Below are 20,274 nucleotides of genomic sequence, written 5' to 3' on the forward strand. Positions count from 1 at the left end.
GCGTCGAAGTCCCGGCGCATGTGAAGCCGGGATGAAGAAGCTCTCCAAACGTTGAGTCGGTGCACGTGCCGGCCTGATGTGCCGTTGTCAGCGTAGGCCGTGGCCGATTGACAACAGCTCGGCGGGCCACCTACCCTGACCAGCAAAGGAAAAACGACATGCACACATTGACCCGGCGATGGATCGGCATCGGCACCATCGCCCTGGCGCTTCCATTGGCTGCCACGGCCCAGCAAGCTTTCACTCGGGGAGGTGTCAACTTGAGAGCCGGCCCCGGCGACAACTATCCGCTCGTCGCCTCATTGTCGCCCGGACAACCGCTGCAGGTGATGGGCTGCACCAGCGGCTATGGCTGGTGCGACGTGGTGCTGCCCGATGGCCTCCGCGGCTGGTCCTATGCGGCGAGCCTCGACTACGCCTACCAGGACCAGCGTGTTCCGCTGGCGACCTATGGCGCGGTCATTGGCGTTCCGCTCGTGACGTTTGCGATCGGCAGCTACTGGGGCAGCTATTACCGTGACCGCCCCTGGTATGGCCAGCCGCGCTGGTGGGGCGGGCGTCCACCGCCGCCTCCGGGTCCAGGCTGGCGCCCGCCGCCACCGCCCGTCCCGGGCTGGCGTCCCAATCCGTGGCCGGGTTATTCGCCGCATCCGCCGGGCTTCAGGCCGCCTCCTGCACCGGGCTTCCGCCCACCTCCATCACCCGGCTTCCGTCCGCCACCGCCCCCGGTTGTTCGTCCGATTCACGGAGGTGGGCCCCGGCCTCCCGGCCCGCCGCCCGGGCAGGGCGGAGGAGGAGGAGGTGGTGGTCATGGTGGGGGCCACGGAGGGGGCCACGGTGGCGGTGGGCACGGAGGAGGAGGCCATGGCGGTGGTCACGGCGGTGGCCAGGGCGGCGGACGCGGCCAATAGCCGCTGACCCTGCTCAGTCCTTCTTGCGGGCGATCAGCGCGACGAAGCGCTGGGCGCCCAGGCCCAGGGGCCGTTCGCGCGACCACACCACGTCGACCCACAGGTCGATCCCGTTCGACAGGTTCTCGAACGGGATCTCGACCAGCGCGCCTGCCGCCACGTGTGGCCGTGCGAAGTTGCGCGGCAGCCAGCCCCATCCGAGTCCGGCCGTGATCAGGCTCAGCGCCGCGAGCGCGTTGTCGGTGCGCCAGACGTGACGCGCGTAGACGAAGCGCGGATCACTGGTCGCGAGATCGCGTCCGGCAACGACGATCTGCCGCGTGGTCGTCAGATGCACTTCCCGCAGCCGGCCGCCGGCTGCGGCGAGCACGGGATGGTCGGGCGCCATCACGGCCACCATCGTGTCGCTGGCCACTTCCTGGAAGGCTTCTCGCCCGTCGAGGCTGGGGCGCTCGAACACCAGGGCGAGCTGGGCGCGTCCGCTGTGCAGCAGCGCCAGCGCGTCGGCCTGCGGCGCCGCGAGCACTTCCACTTCCAGCGACGGGTACTCCCGCGCCAGCGCGGCCAGCGGTCCGCTCCAGGGCGCGGCGAGAAGTTCGGGGGCGATGGCGAGGGTGAGCCGGTTTTCGAGCCCCTGCGTGAGCGCGAGCGCCTGCACCTGGAGCTGCTTGAGCTGCGCCGCGAGCAATCGCGCCTGGGGTTCCAGCGACCGCGCAGCGGCGGTTGGCTGCGGTTCGCGGCCGCTGCGGTCGAAGAGCTGCAGGTCGAGCTCGGCCTCGAGGTTCGCGATCGCCATGCTCACGGCGGACGGGACCCGGCCCAGCGCCCGCGCGGCAGCCGAGAACGACCCGTGATCGATCACGGCGAGGAACACTTCGACGTTGTCGCTGGAGAAGCTCATCGCACGATCTCCCGATCTGTCAGTGAAATTGATAGAAGATGACTTTATATATCAGACGGGCACACATAAAGTCCATCCTGTCACCAACCAGCACGGGATCGAATTCATGCAAGGGCTCAAGCGCCGCGTCGTCTACATCACGCTCTACGAAGGCATCGCCATCGTCGCGGCAAGCGCCGGGGTGGCGCTGATGTCGGGTCAGGGATTGGGCCATTCGGGCGTGCTGGCCGTCATCGCCTCGGCCATCGCGGTGCTCTGGAACCTGAGCTTCAACGCCCTGTTCGAGCGCTGGGAATCCCGGCAGGCGGTGCGCGGCCGGAGCCTGAAGCGGCGGATCGCCCACGCCATCGGGTTCGAGGGCGGCCTGGTTGCCTTCCTCGTGCCGGTCTTCGCCTGGTGGCTGGATGTCAGCCTGTGGGAAGCGCTGGTGATGGACCTGGGCCTGGTCGTCTTCTTCCTGATCTACACCTTCGTCTTCAACTGGGCCTTCGACATGCTCTTCGGCCTGCCGGCATCGGCTGCCGGCGCAGCCCAGCCGGCGTAAAATCCGCGGCTCCCAAGGAGCGTTGCAGCGCCGCCGTCTTCCCTCGAGGCGGCCGCGTCAGGCTTGGGCTTCCAGCCATTGGATTGCAACGACGCTCGCCTGAGTTCCATGTCTTGCAGGTGAGCCCATGTCCTCCGATTCCTCTCCAGTCCTCGTTCCCCCCATGAAGCTGTCCGGCCTCGAGCCGGTGCAGATCGGCGAGGGCGCGCTGTTCGTCAACATCGGCGAGCGCACGAACGTCACAGGCTCCAAGGCCTTTGCGCGGATGATCCTCAACGGGCAGTTCGAGGAGGCCCTCGCCGTCGCGCGCCAGCAGGTCGAGAACGGCGCGCAGGTGATCGACATCAACATGGATGAGGCCATGCTCGACAGCAAGGCCGCGATGGTCCGCTTCCTGAACCTGATCGCCAGCGAGCCCGACATCGCGCGCGTGCCGATCATGGTCGACAGCTCGAAGTGGGAAGTGATCGAGGCCGGCCTGCGGTGCATCCAGGGCAAGGGCATCGTGAACTCGATCAGCATGAAGGAGGGCGAGGACCAGTTCCGCCACCACGCCCGTCTGCTGCGTCGCTACGGCGCGGCGGCGGTGGTCATGGCCTTCGACGAGAAGGGCCAGGCCGACACCTACGAACGCAAGATCGAGATCTGCAAGCGCGCCTACCGCATCCTGGTCGACGAGATCGACTTCCCGCCCGAGGACATCATCTTCGACCCGAACATCTTCGCGATCGCCACCGGCATCGAGGAGCACAACAACTACGCGGTCGACTTCATCAATGCCACGCGCTGGATCAAGGAGAACCTGCCGGGCGCGAAGGTGTCGGGCGGCGTGTCGAATGTGAGCTTCAGCTTCCGCGGCAACGACCCGGTACGCGAGGCGATCCATACGGTGTTCCTGTACCACGCTATCAAGGCGGGCATGGACATGGGCATCGTCAACGCCGGCATGGTCGGCGTCTATGACGACCTCGAACCCGAGCTTCGCGAGCGTGTCGAAGACGTGGTGCTGAATCGTCGTCCCGATGCCGGCGAGCGCCTCGTCGAAGTGGCCGAGACCGCGAAGAGCGGCGCCAAGGACGAGAGCAAGAAGCTCGAATGGCGCGGCACGCCGGAGCACCCGGTGCATGTGAACCAGCGGCTGTCGCACGCGATGGTGCACGGCATCACCGACTTCATCGTCGAGGACACCGAGGAGGCCTACCAGCAGATCCTCGCCAAGGACGGCCGGCCGCTGCACGTGATCGAAGGCCCGCTGATGGACGGCATGAACATCGTGGGCGACCTGTTCGGCCAGGGCAAGATGTTCCTGCCGCAGGTGGTGAAGTCGGCGCGCGTGATGAAGTCGGCGGTGGCCCACCTCATCCCCTACATCGAGGAAGAAAAGCGCCAGGACGAGGCCGCCGGCCGCGATGTGCGGACCAAGGGCAAGATCATCATCGCCACCGTCAAGGGCGACGTGCACGACATCGGCAAGAACATCGTCACCGTCGTGCTCCAGTGCAACAACTTCGAGGTGGTGAACATGGGCGTGATGGTCCCCTGCCACGAGATCCTGGCGCGTGCCAAGGTCGAGGGCGCGGACATCGTGGGGCTCTCGGGCCTCATCACGCCGAGCCTCGAAGAGATGCAATACGTCGCGGGCGAGATGCAGAAGGACGATCACTTCCGCATCAGGAAGATCCCGCTGCTGATCGGCGGCGCTACCACCAGCCGCGTGCACACGGCAGTCAAGATCGCACCGCACTACGAAGGGCCGGTGGTCTACGTGCCCGACGCCTCGCGCAGCGTGAGCGTGGCGCAGTCGCTGCTGTCTGAACAGGCGACGAGCTACATCAACGAGATCAACGCCGACTACGACAAGGTGCGCCACCAGCACGCCAACAAGAAGCAGGTGCCGCTGTGGCCGCTCGCGAAGGCGCGCGCCAACAAGACGCCGGTCGACTGGTCGAGCTACCTGCCGCCGGTGCCCAAGTTCATCGGCCGGCGGGTGTTCCGCAACTTCGACCTGACCGAACTCGCCAAGTACATCGACTGGGGCCCGTTCTTCCAGACCTGGGACCTGGCCGGGCCATTCCCCGCAATCCTGAAGGACGAGATCGTGGGCACCGAGGCCGTGCGCGTGTATGCCGACGGCCAGCGCATGCTCAAGCGGCTCATCGAAGGCCGCTGGCTCTCGGCGAGCGGCGTGATCGGCTTCTGGCCGGCCAACACTGTCAACGACGATGACATCGTGCTCTACACGGACGAATCGCGCACCGAGCCCGCGCTCACCTGGTACGGCATGCGCCAGCAGACCGAGAAGCAGGTGATCGAGGGCGTGATGCGGCCCAGCCGCTGCCTCGCCGACTTCGTCGCGCCGCGCGAGAGCGGTCTGAAGGACTACGTCGGCATGTTCGCCGTCACCGCGGGCCTGGGCGTCGAGAAGAAGGAGAAGTACTTCGTCGACGACCTCGACGACTACTCGGCCATCATGCTCAAGGCGCTGGCCGACCGGCTGGCGGAGGCCTTCGCCGAGGCCTTGCACCATCGCGTGCGCACCGACCTCTGGGGTTATGCCTCCGACGAGACGCTCAGCAACGAGGACATGATCGGCGAGAAGTACCGCGGCATCCGCCCCGCGCCCGGCTACCCCGCCTGCCCGGACCACAGCGTGAAGCGCCCGATGTTCGACCTCCTGAACTGTGCGGACATCGGCATGACCCTGACGGAAAGCCTCGCTATGATGCCGGCCGCCAGCGTCAGCGGCTTCTACCTGAGCCATCCCGACGCGACGTACTTCAACGTCGGCAAGATCGGGCACGACCAGTTGCAGGATCAGGCCGCGCGACGCCACGAAAGCGAATCGGATCTCGAGCGGCTGCTGGCACCGAATCTTTGACACGGGCAGCCGGTGCCACCATGGCCGGCGCGGGGGAACTCACATTCAGAAGTTGATATTTGCTGCCGCGCACTACGCGGCGTTGGCGGTATTCGTTGCCGGTTGCTGGGGTATCGGACGGATGCTGCTCGTGCGCATCGGCGTGCCGATGCGCCGCGATGTCTGGCTCGAGACGGCGATGGCCATCGCGACCGGCATCGGGATCGTCATCTGCGTCTTCCAGGCCTTCGCGATCGCAGGCAGGTTCAACGCGATCGTGGTGTGGACGGTCGTCGGCATCGGCGTCGCCGTGGCGCTGGTGCAGACGCCGGGCTGGCTGCGGGAGGTGCGTGCGCGCGAGGTGCCCGCGGCGCTGTCCTGGCTCGAGAAGCTGGGCATGGTCGTGCTGGCGGTGCTTGCTGTGCCGACGCTCGTTGCGCCCCTGGGTCTGCCCGTGGCGTTCGACGAACTGATGTACCACCTGCCGTACGCGCGCGAGGTAGCGCGGACCGGCTCACTGGGCATCTACGACTGGCTTCGTTATCCCTGGTTCCCGTACAACTACAACCTGCTCTACGCCGCGGCGCTGATGGTCGGCGACGACGTGCTGCCGCATTTCGTGAATGGGCTCGCGGGCTGGTTGTCGGTCTGGATCGTCTACCGCTTGGGCGTGGTCCACGTGAATCGCGTGGTGGCCTGCGTCGGTGCCGCGATCTGGCTCGGGCTGGGCGACTACTCCGGCGCGCTGATCGACACCAGCGTCGCGCTGTTCGTGCTCGCGACCTGCGTGGCCCTGTGGTGGTGGCGCGAATCGCCACGGACCGGCGCGCGCTGGCTGGCGCTCGCGGCTTTCTTCCTGGGTGTCGCGGCCGGCTCGAAGTACCAGGCGCTGACCGTCACGCCGCTGGTGGCTGTGTTCGTGCTGTTGCACGAGCGCCGTCCGCGCGTGCTGGCCGTGGCGCTGGTCTGCTTCCTGATCCCCTGCGTGTACTGGTATGTGCGCAACGCGGTCATGACCGGCGACCCCTTCAATCCGATCGGCGCGCGCGTCTTCGGCTTCACCAACTGGAACATGCAGGACTACCGCATGCAGTTCCAGGACGTGCACGAGCATTCGAACCCGCCGAACCTGTTGCTCTGGGCCGTGCTGGCCGTGCCTTTCAGCGCCTACTGGAAGCGCTCGGCCGCGCTGCGCGCCGCCGCGGTGTTCTGCGTCTACTCGCTGTTCGTCTGGAGCCTGACCTCGCGCTATCCGCGCTACCTGACCGCGTCCCTGCCGATCCTGGCGCTGACCGCCGCCGTGGGATGGCAGACCATTTTCGGCGCCATCGCACTCCGGATGCGCAGGGCGATGCCGCAACGCGATCTCGGCGGCGGCCTCGACCGGGCGGGGCGCTGGCTTGGCGTGGCGCTGCTGGTGGTCCTGGTGACTTTCTCCGTCCACCAGACCCGAAGGAAGGCGGCCCTCTTCGCGATCACACCGCTCGAGCGAGAAGCGGTGCTGCGCAGGCACGTCCCCGGCTACATGGTCATGGACTACCTGCGCCAGCACACGACGGGCCGCGTCTATCAGATCGCCCTGATCGAGGCGACCTACTACGGCCCCAATCCGGTCTGGGGCGATGCGCTCGGGCCCTGGCGATACTCGGACTTCATCGTCCTGCCCCCGCCCGATTTCGCGCGCAAACTCGCCGGACTCGGATTCGAGGCCATCGCCATCGACGCGGCGAATGCGCCGCTGCTGGAGGCCCAGCCGGGCTTCCTTGACCAATTCGCCCTGATGTACGAAAAAGACGGCGCCAAGGCCTATCGCAACCTCCAATACAAGAATGACCGGAAGCCCTGATCCACACGCCTTGCGCATCGCCGCCGTGATCCCCTGCTACAACGAGGCACTCTCGATCGCGCAGGTGGTGGATGAATTCCGCGCGGCGTTGCCTGAGGCGGAGATCCACATCTTCGACAACAACTCGACCGACGGCACCGCCGAGGTCGCCAAGGCGTGCGGCGCCGCGGTCACGCACGTGGCGCTGCGCGGCAAGGGCAACGTGGCGCGCCGCATGTTCGCGGACGTCGAGGCCGACGTCTACGTGATGGTCGACGGTGACGCCACCTACGACGTGCGCGACATCCGCCAGCACATCGAGATGCTGGTCGAGGGCAACCTCGACATGGTGGTCGGCTCGCGCGTCGACGACGGTGCGGACGTCCAGACCTACCGGCGCGGCCACCGCTTCGGCAACCGGCTCCTCACCGGCGCCGTCGCGAGCCTCTTCGGGGGGCGGCTGACCGACATGCTCTCGGGCTATCGCGTGTTTTCCAGGCGCTATGCCAAGTCCTTCCCGGCAGTGTCGGAGGGCTTCGAGATCGAGACCGAGTTGACGGTCCATGCACTGGAACTGCGCATGCCCTTCGCCGAGGCGCCCGTGCTCTACCGCTCGCGACCCGAAGGCTCGGAGAGCAAGCTGTCGACCTACAGCGACGGCTGGCGCATCCTCAAGACCATCTGCAAGCTCTTCGTCAGCGAGCGGCCCTTGCTCTTTTTCAGCAGCTTCGCCGGCGTGCTCGCGCTGGTATCGGTGATCCTCGCCGAGCCGCTGCTCACAACCTACCTGCGCACGGGGCTGGTTCCTCGCCTGCCGACCGCCGTCTTCGTGACGGGCACGATGCTGGTGGCGATGCTGGCCTTCGTCTGCGGCGTGGTGCTGCACACGGTGACGATCGGCCGGCAGGAAGCCAAGCGGCTGCGCTACCTGGCCATTCCGGGCGTGCGGCATCGCAGCTCGCCATGAGGGCGCGAAAGGAATTCCTCTTCTTTGCAATCGTCGGCGCGGTCGGCTTCGGCGTCGACCTTGCCGTGCTCTATCTGGTTGCGCCGCTGCTTGGCTGGTACGGCGCGCGGGTGGTGTCCTTCGTTGCCGCCGCGACGACGACGTGGGTGCTGAACCGGCGATACACGTTCACTGCACGGGCGTCCGACGCATCGCTGCTGCGCGAATACGCGCACTACCTGTTGACCATGCTGGCCGGCGCATTGGTCAACTACGCGGTCTATGTCCTGACCTTGCACTGGCTGAGCGGGCCGCTCGCGCCGGCCGTCGGCGTTGCACTCGGCAGTTGCGCGGGCCTCGTGGTCAACTTTCTGTCGGCCCGCTACCTGGTCTTCAAGTCCGCGCGCAAGCACTGAGTTGCGTCACTCCCTCTCCCAGAGGGAGAGGGGGCAAATCAGTGCGCTGTGGAGACTACGACGGGGATTTCCGTCGCCGGCGGCGTATTGCGGCTGCGCCCGCAGCGCACGATGCCGTCGATCATCACCATTCCCACGCCCGGAATGTCGCCGAGCTGCACGCTTTCGAGCAGCCCCGGCGCAGGCGAATGCTGCGCACGGTCCATGAAGACGAAATCCGCCGCACGGCCGACCTCGATCAATCCGCAGTTGAGCTTGCGGATGCGCGCCGTATTGCCGGTCGCGAAGCAGAACACCAGCTCGGCGGGGATGTTCGCGATCGACGACAGCATCGCCACCATGCGCAGGATGCCCAGCGGCTGCACGCCCGAGCCGGCCGGCCCGTCGGTACCCAGGATCACGCGATGCGGACACTTGAGATCGAGCGCCGCCTTCGCCGCCGCAATGGCGACGCGCTCGTTGCCGTTGTGCACGATCTCGATCGCGCGCGACGACTTCTCGCACAGCTCGCACACATGCGCCTCGGGCAGCGACGTGTGGCCGCCGTTGATGTGGCCGATGACGTCGGCATCGGCTTCGAGCACCACGTCCTTGTCGATCAGGCCGGAGCCGGGGATGGAGGGCCCGCCCGTGTGGATGGTGCTCTGGATGCCGTACTTGCGCGCCCACGCCACCATCTCCTTGGCCTCGTAGCCGGCCTTGACCGAGCCCAGTCCGACCTCGCCGAGCAGGCCCACGCCGGCCTCGGCCAATTCCTTGAAGTCGCTCTCGACCATGCCCTTCTCGATGATCGGCGCGCCGGCCAGCACCTTGACGCCGCCGGGGCGGAAGTTGTCGAAGGCGCGCTGGGCGGTGATGGCCAGCGCCTTGAGGCCGACGATGTCCTTGGGGCGGCCGGGCAGGTGCACCTCGCCGGCGGAGATCATCGTGGTCACCCCGCCGTTCATCGTCGAATCGATCCAGCCGATCTGGCCCTGGCGCGGCGTCCAGTCGCCGAAGACCGGGTGCACGTGGCTGTCGATCAGGCCGGGCGCGACACAGGTCTTCTTGCAGTCGATCACGGTCTGCGCGCCTTCGAGGTCGCAGTCCTTTTCCTTGCCGACGGCAACGATCAGCCCGTCATTCACGACGATGGTGTCGGCGTCGAGGATGGGCTTGTCGATATCGCCCGAGAGCAGCAGGCCTATGTTCCGGATGACGACCTTGCCCGACTTGGCGCCGGTTGCGACTTCTGCCATTTCTTGTCCTCTGCGTGGGGTGGAATGATTGGCTCGTCGGAAGCTCCGGCATCGACCGTGCGCAGCACCGTCTCGATCACGAAGTCTTCCCAGTGCGCGACCGCCTCCGCCGTTTCCAGCGGCTCGCCGAGGAAGGCGGTCAGCGTGTGGCGGTTCGACGTATAGAAGTAGCCGGTCGATGCGATCAGCAGGTAGAGGTCGCGCGCCGCCACGTCATTGCGGAACAGCCCCTGCGCGACCCCGCTGGCAACGATCTCCTCAATGATCGAGATCGCGCGCGACGAATACTCGCGCGCCCGCAGCGACTTCGCGATATGCCGCCCCTTGTGCAGGTTCTCGGTGTTCAGCAGCGTGACGAACTCGGGGTTCTTGCGGTAGTAGCCGAGCACGAATCGGATCACCGCGGTGAGCGATTCGACCGGCCGCGTGGCGTCGAGGTCGATGGCCGCCTCCGCGTCGTCCATGCGCCGGTAGATGCCTTCGAGCACCGCGATGAAGAGGCCTTCCTTGCTGCCGAAGTAGTAGTAGATCATGCGGTCGTACGACTTCGCCGCCTTCGAGATCTTCTCGACGCTGCCGCCGTCATAGCCGTACTTCGCGAACACCTTGGTCGCCGCGCGCAGGATGCTCTCGCGCGTGGCCTGCGCCGCCGCTTCGCGCACGCCGGTGCGGCGCGTCGCGGCCCTGGGTGCGGTCTTGCGCTCGGCCATGGATCAGGGGGCGCGAACGAACAGGCGGCCGCCGCCGGGCCGCCCCAAGGCGAGCCGCGCCGCCCCCTCGGGCGGTGGAGTTACACGCGCGCAGCGAGTGAAAAGCCGGGGGGCAGTCATTTTTCGGCGAAGGCGCGTTCGACGACGAAATCGCCTGGCGTGGAGGTGTTGCCCTCCTTGAACCCGCGCGCTTCGAGGATGTGCTTCAGGTCGACCAGCAGGCCCGGGCTGCCGCAGAGCATCACGCGGTCCTCGGCGGCATTGAGCGGCGGAAGGCCGAGGTCGTCGGTGAGCTTGTTGCTCTCGATCAGCTCGGTGATGCGGCCCATGTTGCGGAACTCCTCGCGCGTCACGGTCGGGTAGTAGAGCAACTGCTTCTCGATCATCTCGCCCAGGACCTCATGCCTGGGCAGGTGGTCGGTCACGAGGTCGTGATAGGCCAACTCGTCGATCTGGCGCACGCCGTGCACCAGGACGACCTGCTCGAACTTTTCGTAAGTGTCGGGGTCTCGGATGATGCTCATGAACGGTGCCAGGCCGGTGCCGGTGCCGAAGAGATAGAGCCGCTTGCCGGGGAGCGTGTAGTCGATGAGCAGCGTGCCCGTGGGCTTGCGGCCCACGATGATGGTGTCGCCCACCTGGATGTGCTGGAGCTTCGAGGTCAGGGGGCCTTCTTCCACCTTGATGCTCAGGAACTCCAGGTGCTCTTCGTAGTTGGGGCTGACGATGCTGTAGGCACGCAGGAGCGGCTTGTTGTTGACCTTCAGGCCGATCATCGTGAAGTGGCCGTTCGAGAAACGCAGGGCCGGATCGCGCGTGGTGGTGAAGGTGAACAGGCGGTCGGTCCAGTGGTGGACGCTCAACACACGTTCTTCGCTGAATGCACTCATAAGGGTCAGGAATGGTTATGAACGAAAAAGGGAACCCCCGATTGTCGGCGACTCGGCAGTGCCCGCGAAAACACCATTGCAAGCATCGGGCCTGTTTGCTACATTGATCTTCAATGTAGTGATTGCCACATGAAAGTGTAGGGAATGCTACACAAACGTCACTTCCAGCACAAGCGTCAGTGCAAGAGGGTCTTCGGCACAGATGTTGCACGGCCCCTTGCCTGATTCCCACGAGACGCCCGCGATGACCGAACACACGAAGACAGACGGATTGCCCGGCATGGACATGCCGGTGTTGCCCGAGGCCATGGGGCGTGCGCCCCTGCGCAACGAGAAGATGAGCGCCAGCAAGGTGGAGTGCAATGCCTGCCCCGTGCTGTGCCAGATCTCCGACGGGCGAACGGGCGCGTGCGACCGCTACGCCAACCGCGATGGCGTGCTGGTGCGCGTCGATCCGGTGGTGTTGCTACGCCGAGAACTGACGAGCGAATCGCCCGCGCTCGTGCCCTTCGCCCGCGTCAACGCCGAACTCGACGAGTCGGAGCGCACCGCCGAGCCGGTCGCCGACCCGGACTGGAACGGCGATCTCCTTCGCGCCGACGAGGTCTTTGTGACCGGCGTGGGCTCCTCCACAACCTATCCCGACTACAAGCCCGCACCCTTCATCGTGGCCTCGAAGGCCCAGGGCGTCGACATGGTCACGGTCGTCACCGAAGGCATCTTCAGCTACTGCAGCTTCAAGGTGAAGATCGATACCGACCGCTTTCTTGGCGCCGAGCAGGCCAATGTGCGCTATCGCGGCGAGGTGGTGGGCCACGTCACTACCGCCGAGTACGGTTCGCAGATGCTCTCGCTCGGCGGCGTGCACCACCTCACCGGCGGCAGCAAGAAAGAGGGCCGCATGACGGCCGAGCTCATGCAGTTGCTGGGCAACAAGAAGCCGGTCGAATGTGTCATCGACGGCGGCGCCAGCATGGTGATCCAGGCCGGCAAGGCGCCGATCGTCAACGGCGTGGAAGAGCGGCGCATGCGCGTGGGCTGCGGGTCCGCGGCCGTTGGCATCTTCGCGCGCCAGTTGTTCGGCCATGCCGACGAAGTGGTGGTGGTGGACGACCACATCACCGGCGTCCTCACCGAGCACCAGGCCGGGCGCTGCCTCGACATGCCGGCATCGGGCATCCAGATGCGCGGGCGCAAGTCGACACCGGGGCGCTACTTCCAGGTCGCGAACCCGGGCAACGGGTGGGGCGGCACGGACATCGACGATCCCCTCTCCATCATCGAAGGCTGGGAAGAAGGCGTGGCGCGACCAGGCCTGCGCCTCCTGATGACCTCGACCACCGGCGAGCATGCGCAGTGGTACGTGCTCGACGAGCAATTGCAGCCCGTCGAGCAGGAGATGCCCGGCGAAGTGCGCCGCATCGTGGAGCGCATCGGCGAGAACTGCGAACCTTCGCTGTGCACGGTGCTGTTCCTCGGTGGTGCGGGCGGCAGCCTGCGCGCCGGCGTGACGGAGAACCCCGTGCTGCTCACCCGTGCGATCAAGCGCGCACTGGTCAACGTGACCTGTGGTGGCGCGCCGGCCTATGTCTGGCCCGGCGGCGGCATCACCGTGATGGCCGACGTGCTGCGCATGCCCGACAACAGCTTCGGCACGGTGCCCACGCCTGCGATCGTCGCGCCGATCGAATTCAGCATGCGGCGCGAGGACTACGCCGCGCTCGGCGGCCACATGGAGCATGTGTTCTCGCTCGAACAGGCGCTCGCTCGCGGTGCCTGGCAGGACGACGGTGCACCACTGGCGCGCCAATGGCTGCGCATGGATGCGGCCAATCCCTGGCCCTTGGGCCAGCCGCCGATGCTCGGCTAGAAATGACTGCCCCCCGGCCTGCCACTGCGTGTGCTTCGCCACCCCCCTTGGGGGAGGCGCGGCACGCCTTGGGGCGGCCCGGCGGCGGCCGCATCTTTGCTTCATGGACGTCGGCGAAATGACTGCCCAACGAACAGCGCTCGACGGCGGACGCTGGCATCTCAACCACGGCCCCATCGACATCATTGCCGAGGCGTACGGCGATGCGGTGGAAGTTGCGGTGGCGCATGAGCACGTGTGGCGACGTTTCCGTACGCTGCTCGACGAACTGGTGGCGGAGCTGCCCTTGCTGCGTCAACCGGTCGGCACCGATTGCGTCTTGCGCGGCCCTATCGCGCGGCGCATGTGGAACGCGTGCGTGCCGTTTCGCTCGGGCTTCATCACGCCGATGGCGGCGGTCGCGGGGTCCGTGGCGCAAGAACTGGTCGCGTGCTATGACCGACCCGGCATCGAGCGCGCCTGGGTCAACAACGGCGGCGACATCGCGCTGCACCTTGCGCGTGGCCACTCTGCGAGCGTCGGCCTCTTTGCAGACATTGCCCAGTTCGACCTGCGCGACCAGGGCCCGCTCCGGACGGATGGGCAGTTCGAGATCACTGCCGAACTGCCGGTACGCGGCGTCGCCACCAGCGGCTGGCGCGGCCGCAGTTTCTCGCTCGGCATCGCCGACAGCGTGACCGTGCTCGCCGCCACGGCGGCAGAGGCCGATGCCGCGGCTACCGTCATTGCCAATGCAGTCGATGTCGAAGATCCAGGCATCCACCGCTTGCCCGCCAGCCAATGCAAGGACGACAGCGACCTCGGCGACATCCCCGTGACGACGAACGTCGAGGTGCTTGCGCCCGTGCAGGTGCGTCGCGCACTGGAGGCGGGCGCTGCGTGCGCCGAAGCGCTTCAGCGCAAGGGGCTCATCTGGTCGGCCGTGCTCGTTTGCCAGGGGCAATGGCAGGTCGTGCAACCCTTAAGCTCGCAGACCCGCGCGACACCGCAGCAAATTGCGGGTAGCGGTGCAGCGGGTGCAGTTGGTTCAGTATTTGCTTAACGAAAAGCAGGACTACTTTTCATGATCGATATACGCCGTGTCTTCACCCAGGTCGAGCACATCCACCACGAGTTCGGACCGCGCGCCGCAACGCCGCTGGTGCGTGGTGCCATCGGCGCGGTGCTGACCAATCCCTTCGCTGGCCGCTACGAGCCCGACATCCTGCCGATGATGAAGTTGCTCGATCCGGTCGGCGTCGACATGGCGCACCGCCTGCGCGCCGCGATGGATGTGCCCGTCGAGCGCATCGCCACCTATGGCAAGGGCGCCATCGTCGGCGCGGCCGGCGAACTGGAGCATGGCGCGCTGTGGCATGTGCCCGGCGGCTATGCGATGCGCGAGCTGCTCGGTTGGAAGGGCGACCGCGACGCCTACCGCCAGGGCAAGGCCGAGGAGAAGACGGGCCAGCCCGGCAATGCGCTGTCGATCGTGCCGTCGACCAAGAAGGTCGGGCCTCCGGGCGCGACGCTCGATGTGCCACTGACCAACATCAATGCCAGCTATGTGCGTGGCCAGTTCGACGCGATCGAGGTGCGCGTGCCGGGTGCGCCGGCCGCCGACGAGATCGTGTTCATCCTCGCAATGAGCACCGGCTACCGCGTGCATGATCGCGTCGGCGGCCTGCGTGCAGAAGACATCAGCAAATGGGATGGCCTGCGCTGAGCGCACCATTCGAATCCAGAGACAAGGAAGAAATCCCATGAGTGCCAATATCCGCAAACTCGTCATCCAGGTCGACGAGACCCGCAAGGAAATGGGCAAGACCATCGATCCGCCGACTCGCCGCGCCGTCGCCATCGCCGTCATCGAGAACCCTTACGCGGGCCGCTATAGCGAATCGCTCGACGACCTGATCGCCATCGGCGAAGAGCTCGGCGCGCTGCTCGGACAGAAGGCCGTTGCGGCGCTCGGCATCGAGCCGGGGCAGGCGCAGAGCTACGGCAAGGCCGCGATCGTCGGCGAGGCCGGCGAACTGGAGCATGCCGCCGCCATCCTCCATCCCAAGCTCGGCGCGCCGCTGCGCGTCGCAGTCGAGAAGGGTGCTGCGCTCGTACCTTCCGCCAAGAAGCGCGGCACGCTCGGCACCGCGATCGACGTGCCACTGGGCCACAAGGATGCGGCCTTCGTCCGCAGCCATTTCGATGCCGTCGAGGCGCGCGTGTCGGACGCACCGCGCGCCAACGAAATCGTGGTCGCCGTCGCCGTCACCGACAGCGGTCGCCCGCTGCCACGCATCGGCGGTTTGCAGGCTTCCGAAATCAAGGGCGAAGACGGCCTTCGCTGAACCACTCGTCGCATCATCTCGTTTTCATGTTCGTACCCAAGGAGCTCCCGATGAACCCACTGCGTCTTGCCTTCAGCGCTGCCGCCGTTGCCACGCTCGCCACAGCACTCGTCCCCGCCCACGCGCAGGGCGTGATCAAGATCGGCGAGATCAACAGCTACAAGGCACAACCCGCCTTCCTCGAGCCCTACAAGAAGGGGATGGAACTCGCCGTCGATGAAATCAACGCCGCCGGCGGCGTCAACGGCAAGAAGATCGAGCTGATCAGCCGCGACGACAACGCCAACCCCGGCGATGCGGTCCGCGTGGCCGAGGAGCTGGTCTCGCGCGAGAAGGTCGACATGCTGGCGGGCACCTTCCTGTCCAACACCGGACTCGCGGTCACCGACTTCGCGAAGCAGAAGAAGTTCTTCTTCCTCGCCGGCGAGCCGCTGACCGACAAGATCACCTGGCAGGGCGGCAACCAGTACACCTTCCGCCTGCGCCCGGGCACCTACATGCAGGCCGCGATGCTCGTGCCCGAAGCGGTCAAGCTCAAGAAGAAGCGCTGGGCGATCGTCTACCCCAACTACGAGTACGGGCAGTCGGCCGTCGCCGCGTTCAAGCAGTTGATGAAGGCTGCCCAGCCCGACGTGGAATTCGTCGCCGAGCAGGCCGTGCCGCTGGGCAAGGTCGATGCAGGCAGCGTGGTGCAGGCGCTCGCGGATGCCAAGCCCGATGCGATCTTCAACGTGCTGTTCGCCGCGGACCTCTCGAAGTTCGTGCGCGAAGGCAACACGCGCGGCCTGTTCAAGGACCGCGAAGTCGTGAGCGTGCTGACCGGCGAGCCCGAGTACATGGACCCGCTGAAGGACGAGGCGCCCACCGGGTGGATCGTGACCGGCTACCCGTGGTACGGCATCACGACGCCTGCGCACAAAGCCTTCGAGCAGGCCTACCAGGCCAAGTACAAGGACTACCCGCGCCTCGGCTCGGTGGTGGGCTACAGCATGATCAAGTCGGCCGCTGCCGGTATCGCCAAGGCCAAGAGCACAGATTCCGACAAGCTGGCCGCGGCCTTCAAGGGCCTGCAGGTCGACACGCCCTTCGGCAAGATCACCTACCGCCCCGAGGACAACCAGTCCACCATGGGCGCGTTCGTGGGCCGCACCAAGAACGATGGCGGCAAGGGCGTGATGGTCGACTACGTGTACCTGGACGGCGCGGACGCGAAGTACCAGCCGTCGGCCGCCGAGATCAAGAAGTCTCGCGCTGCTGATTGAGTGGAGCGAACGGGCCATGAGCTTCTCCGGTTTCATCGTCCAGCTCCTCAACGGGCTGGCGAGCGCGTCGTCGCTGTTCCTCGTGGCGGCAGGCCTGTCGCTGATCTTCGGCGTCACGCGGATCGTGAATTTCGCGCATGGCTCGTTCTTCATGGTGGGCATCTACATTGCCTACACCCTGGTCGATCGACTGGGCACCGGCGTGGGCTTCTGGCCCGCGCTGGTGATGGCGGCACTGGCGGTTGGCGTGCTCGGCGCGCTGATCGAGGTCGTGCTGCTGCGGCGTATCTACAAGGCGCCTGAACTTTTCCAACTGCTGGCGACCTTCGCGCTGGTGCTGGTCATCAAGGATGCGGTGCTGTGGGTGTGGGGGCCCGATGAATTGCTCGGGCCGCGTGCGCCGGGCCTCTCGGGCTCGGTCACGATCCTCGGGCGGCAGTTTCCTTCCTATGACCTCTTCCTGATCGTCGTGGGCCCCGTGGTGCTCGGATTGGTCTGGATGCTGCTCACGCGCACGCGATTCGGCACGCTGGTTCGCGCCGCGACGCAGGACCGCGAGATGGTGAGCGCGCTCGGCGTCAACCAGGCGTGGCTCTTCACCGCGGTGTTCGCGCTCGGCGCGCTGCTGGCCGGACTGGGTGGCGCATTGCAGTTGCCGCGCGAGCCCGCGACGCTGGAGATGGACCTCAACACCATCGGCGCCGCCTTCGTGGTCGTGGTAGTGGGCGGCATGGGCTCGATTCCCGGTGCCTACGCTGCGGCGTTGCTCATCGCCGAGATCAAGGCGATCTGCATCTGGCTCGGTGTCGTCGACATCTTCGGCATCAGCGTCTCCTTCTCCAAGCTCACGCTGGTGGTGGACTTTCTCGTGATGGCCGTCGTGCTCGTGTGGCGGCCTTGGGGCCTGTTCGGCCGGCCGCAAGCGCCGAGCCGCTATGTGGGCATGCAGGAGGAGCCGCTGCGCCGTCCCAGCAAGGCCTACCTGATTGCCGCGGCTGTGTTCGGGCTCGTGCTCGCCGCGATGCCCTTCATCACGGCGGGCTCGCCCTACACGACGGTGCTGATGATCGACCTGATGATCGCGGCGCTGTTCGCCACCAGCCTGCACTTCATCATGGGGCCTGCCGGCATGCACTCCTTCGGCCATGCCGCCTACTTCGGCCTGGGAGCCTATGGCGCGGCGCTGCTGGTGCGCGCCAGTGGGATGCCGATGGAGCTTGCGCTGATCGTCGCGCCGCTGGTGGCCGCCGCAGGTGCCTTCGTCTACGGATGGTTCGCGGTGCGGCTGTCGGGCGTCTATCTCGCGATGCTCACGCTCGCGTTCGCGCAGATCACCTGGGCCATCACCTACCAGTGGGACAGTTTCACCGGCGGCAGCAACGGGCTCACCGGCGTCTGGCCTTCCGCCTGGCTGTCCGACAAGCGCGCCTACTACTGGCTGACGCTCGTGCTGGTGGCTTTCGGCGTGTTGTGGCTGCGCCGCGTGCTGTTCTCGCCCTTCGGCTATGCGCTGCGCGCGGGCCGCGATTCGGCGCTGCGAGCGGATGCGATCGGCATCGACGTCAAGCGCATGCAGTGGGCCGCGTTCGTGATCGCAGGCACTGCGGCGGGACTGGCCGGTGCGCTCTATGCATTCTCGAAGGGCAGCATCTCGCCGGAGTCGCTCAGCGTCGGCAAATCGGTCGACGGACTGGTGATGGTGCTGCTGGGCGGCATCCAGACGCTGGCAGGCCCGGTGGTAGGCGCCGTCACCTTCACCTGGCTCCACGACACGGTGGCGCGCAATACCGATTACTGGAGAGCCATGCTGGGCGGGATCATCCTGTTGCTCGTGCTGCTGTTCCCGCAAGGCATCGCAGGCTTCGCGAAGCAGCTTTTCGATCGCCGGCGTCATGTCGCTGAAGCGGGCACGGACCTGCAGGAGGCCAAGGCATGAGTCTCCTCAGGGTCCATGAACTCGGCAAGTCCTTCGGCGGCGTGAAGGCGGTCGATGGCATCAGCTTCGACCTCGCGGCCGGCGAACTGCTGGCGCTGATCGGCCCCAACGGCGCCGGCAAGTCCACCACCTTCAACATGGTGAACGGGCAATTGAAAGCCGACCGCGGCTCGATCCTGCTGGACGGCCAGGAACTCGTCGGCCGCAAGCCGCGCGAGATCTGGCGCATGGGCGTCGGCCGCACCTTCCAGATCGCCGAGACTTTCGCGTCGCTCACCGTGGTCGAGAACGTGCAGATGGCCTTGCTGTCGCACGACCACAAGCTGTTCTCGACCTGGCGGCGCGCGGCGGACCACAAGCGCGACGAAGCCCTGGCGCTTCTCGAACAGGTTGGCATGAAGGCGCAGGCCGATCGCCCCTGCAGCGTGCTCGCCTACGGCGACGTGAAGCGCGTCGAACTCGCGATCGCGATGGCCAACAGCCCCAAGCTCCTGCTGATGGACGAGCCCACCGCCGGCATGGCGCCCAAGGAACGCAACTCGCTCATGGCATTGACCAAGCAACTCGTCATCGACCGCGGCATGGCCGTGCTCTTCACCGAGCACAGCATGGATGTCGTGTTCGCCTATGCCGACCGCATGATCGTGCTGGCGCGCGGGCGGCTGATCGCGCAGGGCAAGCCGCTAGAGATCCGCGACCATCCGAAAGTGCAGGAGGTCTATTTCGGCAGCGGCAAGACCTTCGAGAAGATTGCAGAGAAGGCCGCCGCGGTGAATGCGGCGGTGGGAGAACACGCATGAGTTCGCATGAAGTGTTGCTCGAAGCGAAGGCGCTGTGCGCATGGTACGGCGCCGCGCAGATCCTCTACGACGTCGACCTGGATGTTCGTCGCGGCGAGGTCGTCGCGCTCATGGGGCGCAACGGCGCAGGCAAGTCGACCACGCTCAAGGCGCTGATCGGCATGCTCGGCAAGCGTCGCGGCGCGGTGCGCTTCCTGGGTCACGACATCTCGAAGAGCGAGCCGCATCACGCCGCGCGCATGGGCCTGGGCTTCGTGCCCGAGGACCGCCGGGTGTTCACCGACCTCAGCGTCATGGAGAACCTCGAAGTCGGCAAGCAGGCTGCGCGCCGCTGGAGCGACGGCACCGATGCGCCGCTGTGGACGCCGGAGCGCCTGTTCAAGCTGTTCCCCAATCTCGGCGAGATGCCGAACCGCCCCGGCGGCCGCATGAGCGGCGGCGAGCAGCAGATGCTGACCGTGGCGCGCACGCTGATGGGCAATCCCTACCTGGTGCTGCTCGACGAGCCCTCCGAAGGTGTCGCACCGGTGATCGTCGAGCAGATGGCGAACATGATCCTGGAGCTCAAGGCGCAGGGCGTGAGCATCCTGCTGTCGGAGCAGAACATGCACTTTGCCGAGCTGGTCTCCGATCGTGCGTACGTGCTCGAGAAGGGCCAGATCCGCTATCACGCGTCGATGGTCGAGTTGGCCGCGAATGAAGAAGTCCGCCGCGCCTATCTGAGCGTATGAACGAAGCTCTCCCCCAGGCTTGCCCACTTCGTGTGGCCGCCCACCCCCTCGCCGGGGGCGACACCACCGGCCCGGCGGAGCCGGTTCCGGGGTGTCTCCCGACTAGCTTT

Annotated in this window: 18 protein-coding genes and 1 riboswitch; of the genes, 14 read left to right on the forward strand and 4 right to left on the reverse strand. The window is 66.4% G+C overall.

The features are described 5' to 3' along the window. Window positions 1-158 precede the first annotated feature (158 nt). Complete coding sequence (locus AC1D3B_RS15155; RefSeq protein WP_478191485.1) at window positions 159-911, forward strand: SH3 domain-containing protein; 753 nt, start codon at window positions 159-161, stop codon at window positions 909-911. Between the two features lie 13 nt (window positions 912-924). Here AC1D3B_RS15155 and AC1D3B_RS15160 read toward each other — a convergent pair whose 3' ends face one another. Continuing rightward, window positions 925-1,812, reverse strand: coding sequence for a LysR family transcriptional regulator (locus tag AC1D3B_RS15160; protein ID WP_478191486.1), 888 nt, complete (start codon window positions 1,810-1,812; stop codon window positions 925-927). 106 nt (window positions 1,813-1,918) lie between these two features. On the opposite strand from AC1D3B_RS15160, the gene AC1D3B_RS15165 reads away from it, so the two are divergent. From AC1D3B_RS15165 to AC1D3B_RS15185, 5 genes are all read left to right on the forward strand, one after another. Continuing rightward, a complete protein-coding gene (locus AC1D3B_RS15165; RefSeq protein ID WP_478191487.1) occupies window positions 1,919-2,356 on the forward strand; it encodes a PACE efflux transporter in 438 nt (145 codons plus the stop codon). Window positions 2,357-2,364: 8 nt separating this feature from the next. After that, window positions 2,365-2,460, forward strand: a riboswitch (S-adenosyl-L-homocysteine riboswitch). Window positions 2,461-2,483: 23 nt separating this feature from the next. Beyond that, the gene (gene metH, locus AC1D3B_RS15170; protein ID WP_478191488.1) at window positions 2,484-5,234 is read left to right on the forward strand and encodes a methionine synthase; all 2,751 of its coding nucleotides are present in this window, start codon (window positions 2,484-2,486) and stop codon (window positions 5,232-5,234) included. A gap of 52 nt (window positions 5,235-5,286) precedes the next feature. Further along, on the forward strand, window positions 5,287-7,059 hold the full coding sequence (locus tag AC1D3B_RS15175; protein ID WP_478191489.1) for an ArnT family glycosyltransferase: 1,773 nt from the start codon (window positions 5,287-5,289) through the stop codon (window positions 7,057-7,059). Next, complete coding sequence (locus tag AC1D3B_RS15180) at window positions 7,043-8,005, forward strand: glycosyltransferase family 2 protein (RefSeq protein ID WP_478191490.1); 963 nt, start codon at window positions 7,043-7,045, stop codon at window positions 8,003-8,005. The genes AC1D3B_RS15175 and AC1D3B_RS15180 overlap by 17 nt, the downstream gene beginning before the upstream one ends. Next, window positions 8,002-8,400, forward strand: coding sequence for a GtrA family protein (locus AC1D3B_RS15185; RefSeq protein WP_478191491.1), 399 nt, complete (start codon window positions 8,002-8,004; stop codon window positions 8,398-8,400). Before AC1D3B_RS15180 ends, AC1D3B_RS15185 begins: the two co-directional genes overlap by 4 nt. A 38-nt stretch (window positions 8,401-8,438) precedes the next feature. Here the strand turns inward: AC1D3B_RS15185 and AC1D3B_RS15190 are convergent, their stop codons facing one another. From AC1D3B_RS15190 to AC1D3B_RS15200, 3 genes are all read right to left on the reverse strand, one after another. Next, on the reverse strand, window positions 8,439-9,638 hold the full coding sequence (locus tag AC1D3B_RS15190) for an amidohydrolase family protein (RefSeq protein ID WP_478191492.1): 1,200 nt from the start codon (window positions 9,636-9,638) through the stop codon (window positions 8,439-8,441). Further along, window positions 9,584-10,348, reverse strand: coding sequence for a TetR/AcrR family transcriptional regulator (locus AC1D3B_RS15195; RefSeq protein ID WP_478191493.1), 765 nt, complete (start codon window positions 10,346-10,348; stop codon window positions 9,584-9,586). The genes AC1D3B_RS15190 and AC1D3B_RS15195 overlap by 55 nt, the downstream gene beginning before the upstream one ends. Before the next feature lie 116 nt (window positions 10,349-10,464). After that, on the reverse strand, window positions 10,465-11,238 hold the full coding sequence (locus AC1D3B_RS15200) for a ferredoxin--NADP reductase (RefSeq protein ID WP_478191494.1): 774 nt from the start codon (window positions 11,236-11,238) through the stop codon (window positions 10,465-10,467). A gap of 244 nt (window positions 11,239-11,482) precedes the next feature. Between AC1D3B_RS15200 and AC1D3B_RS15205 the strand changes: the two genes are divergently transcribed. The 8 genes from AC1D3B_RS15205 to AC1D3B_RS15240 all read left to right on the forward strand — a co-directional run bounded on the left by AC1D3B_RS15205 (window position 11,483) and on the right by AC1D3B_RS15240 (window position 20,164). Continuing rightward, the gene (locus tag AC1D3B_RS15205) at window positions 11,483-13,108 is read left to right on the forward strand and encodes a 6-hydroxynicotinate reductase (RefSeq protein ID WP_478191495.1); all 1,626 of its coding nucleotides are present in this window, start codon (window positions 11,483-11,485) and stop codon (window positions 13,106-13,108) included. Between the two features lie 118 nt (window positions 13,109-13,226). Beyond that, complete coding sequence (locus AC1D3B_RS15210) at window positions 13,227-14,150, forward strand: UPF0280 family protein (RefSeq protein ID WP_478191496.1); 924 nt, start codon at window positions 13,227-13,229, stop codon at window positions 14,148-14,150. A 21-nt stretch (window positions 14,151-14,171) separates the two neighbouring features. Beyond that, window positions 14,172-14,813 (forward strand): amino acid synthesis family protein, encoded by a 642-nt coding sequence (locus AC1D3B_RS15215; protein WP_478191497.1) that lies wholly within the window; start codon window positions 14,172-14,174, stop codon window positions 14,811-14,813. Between the two features lie 37 nt (window positions 14,814-14,850). Then, window positions 14,851-15,435, forward strand: coding sequence for an amino acid synthesis family protein (locus tag AC1D3B_RS15220; protein WP_478191498.1), 585 nt, complete (start codon window positions 14,851-14,853; stop codon window positions 15,433-15,435). 50 nt (window positions 15,436-15,485) lie between these two features. After that, window positions 15,486-16,697: an ABC transporter substrate-binding protein gene (locus AC1D3B_RS15225; protein WP_478191499.1), complete on the forward strand. Its 1,212-nt coding sequence runs from the start codon at window positions 15,486-15,488 to the stop codon at window positions 16,695-16,697. Window positions 16,698-16,713: 16 nt separating this feature from the next. Then, window positions 16,714-18,633: an ABC transporter permease gene (locus AC1D3B_RS15230; protein ID WP_478191500.1), complete on the forward strand. Its 1,920-nt coding sequence runs from the start codon at window positions 16,714-16,716 to the stop codon at window positions 18,631-18,633. Beyond that, window positions 18,630-19,433 carry an ABC transporter ATP-binding protein gene (locus AC1D3B_RS15235; RefSeq protein ID WP_478191501.1) on the forward strand — a complete coding sequence of 268 codons (804 nt, stop codon included), beginning with the start codon at window positions 18,630-18,632 and terminating at the stop codon, window positions 19,431-19,433. The genes AC1D3B_RS15230 and AC1D3B_RS15235 overlap by 4 nt, the downstream gene beginning before the upstream one ends. Next, the gene (locus AC1D3B_RS15240; protein ID WP_478191502.1) at window positions 19,430-20,164 is read left to right on the forward strand and encodes an ABC transporter ATP-binding protein; all 735 of its coding nucleotides are present in this window, start codon (window positions 19,430-19,432) and stop codon (window positions 20,162-20,164) included. The genes AC1D3B_RS15235 and AC1D3B_RS15240 overlap by 4 nt, the downstream gene beginning before the upstream one ends. The last annotated feature ends 110 nt before the right edge of the window (window positions 20,165-20,274 follow it).

This window comes from Variovorax sp. P5_A3 (assembly GCF_056400665.1).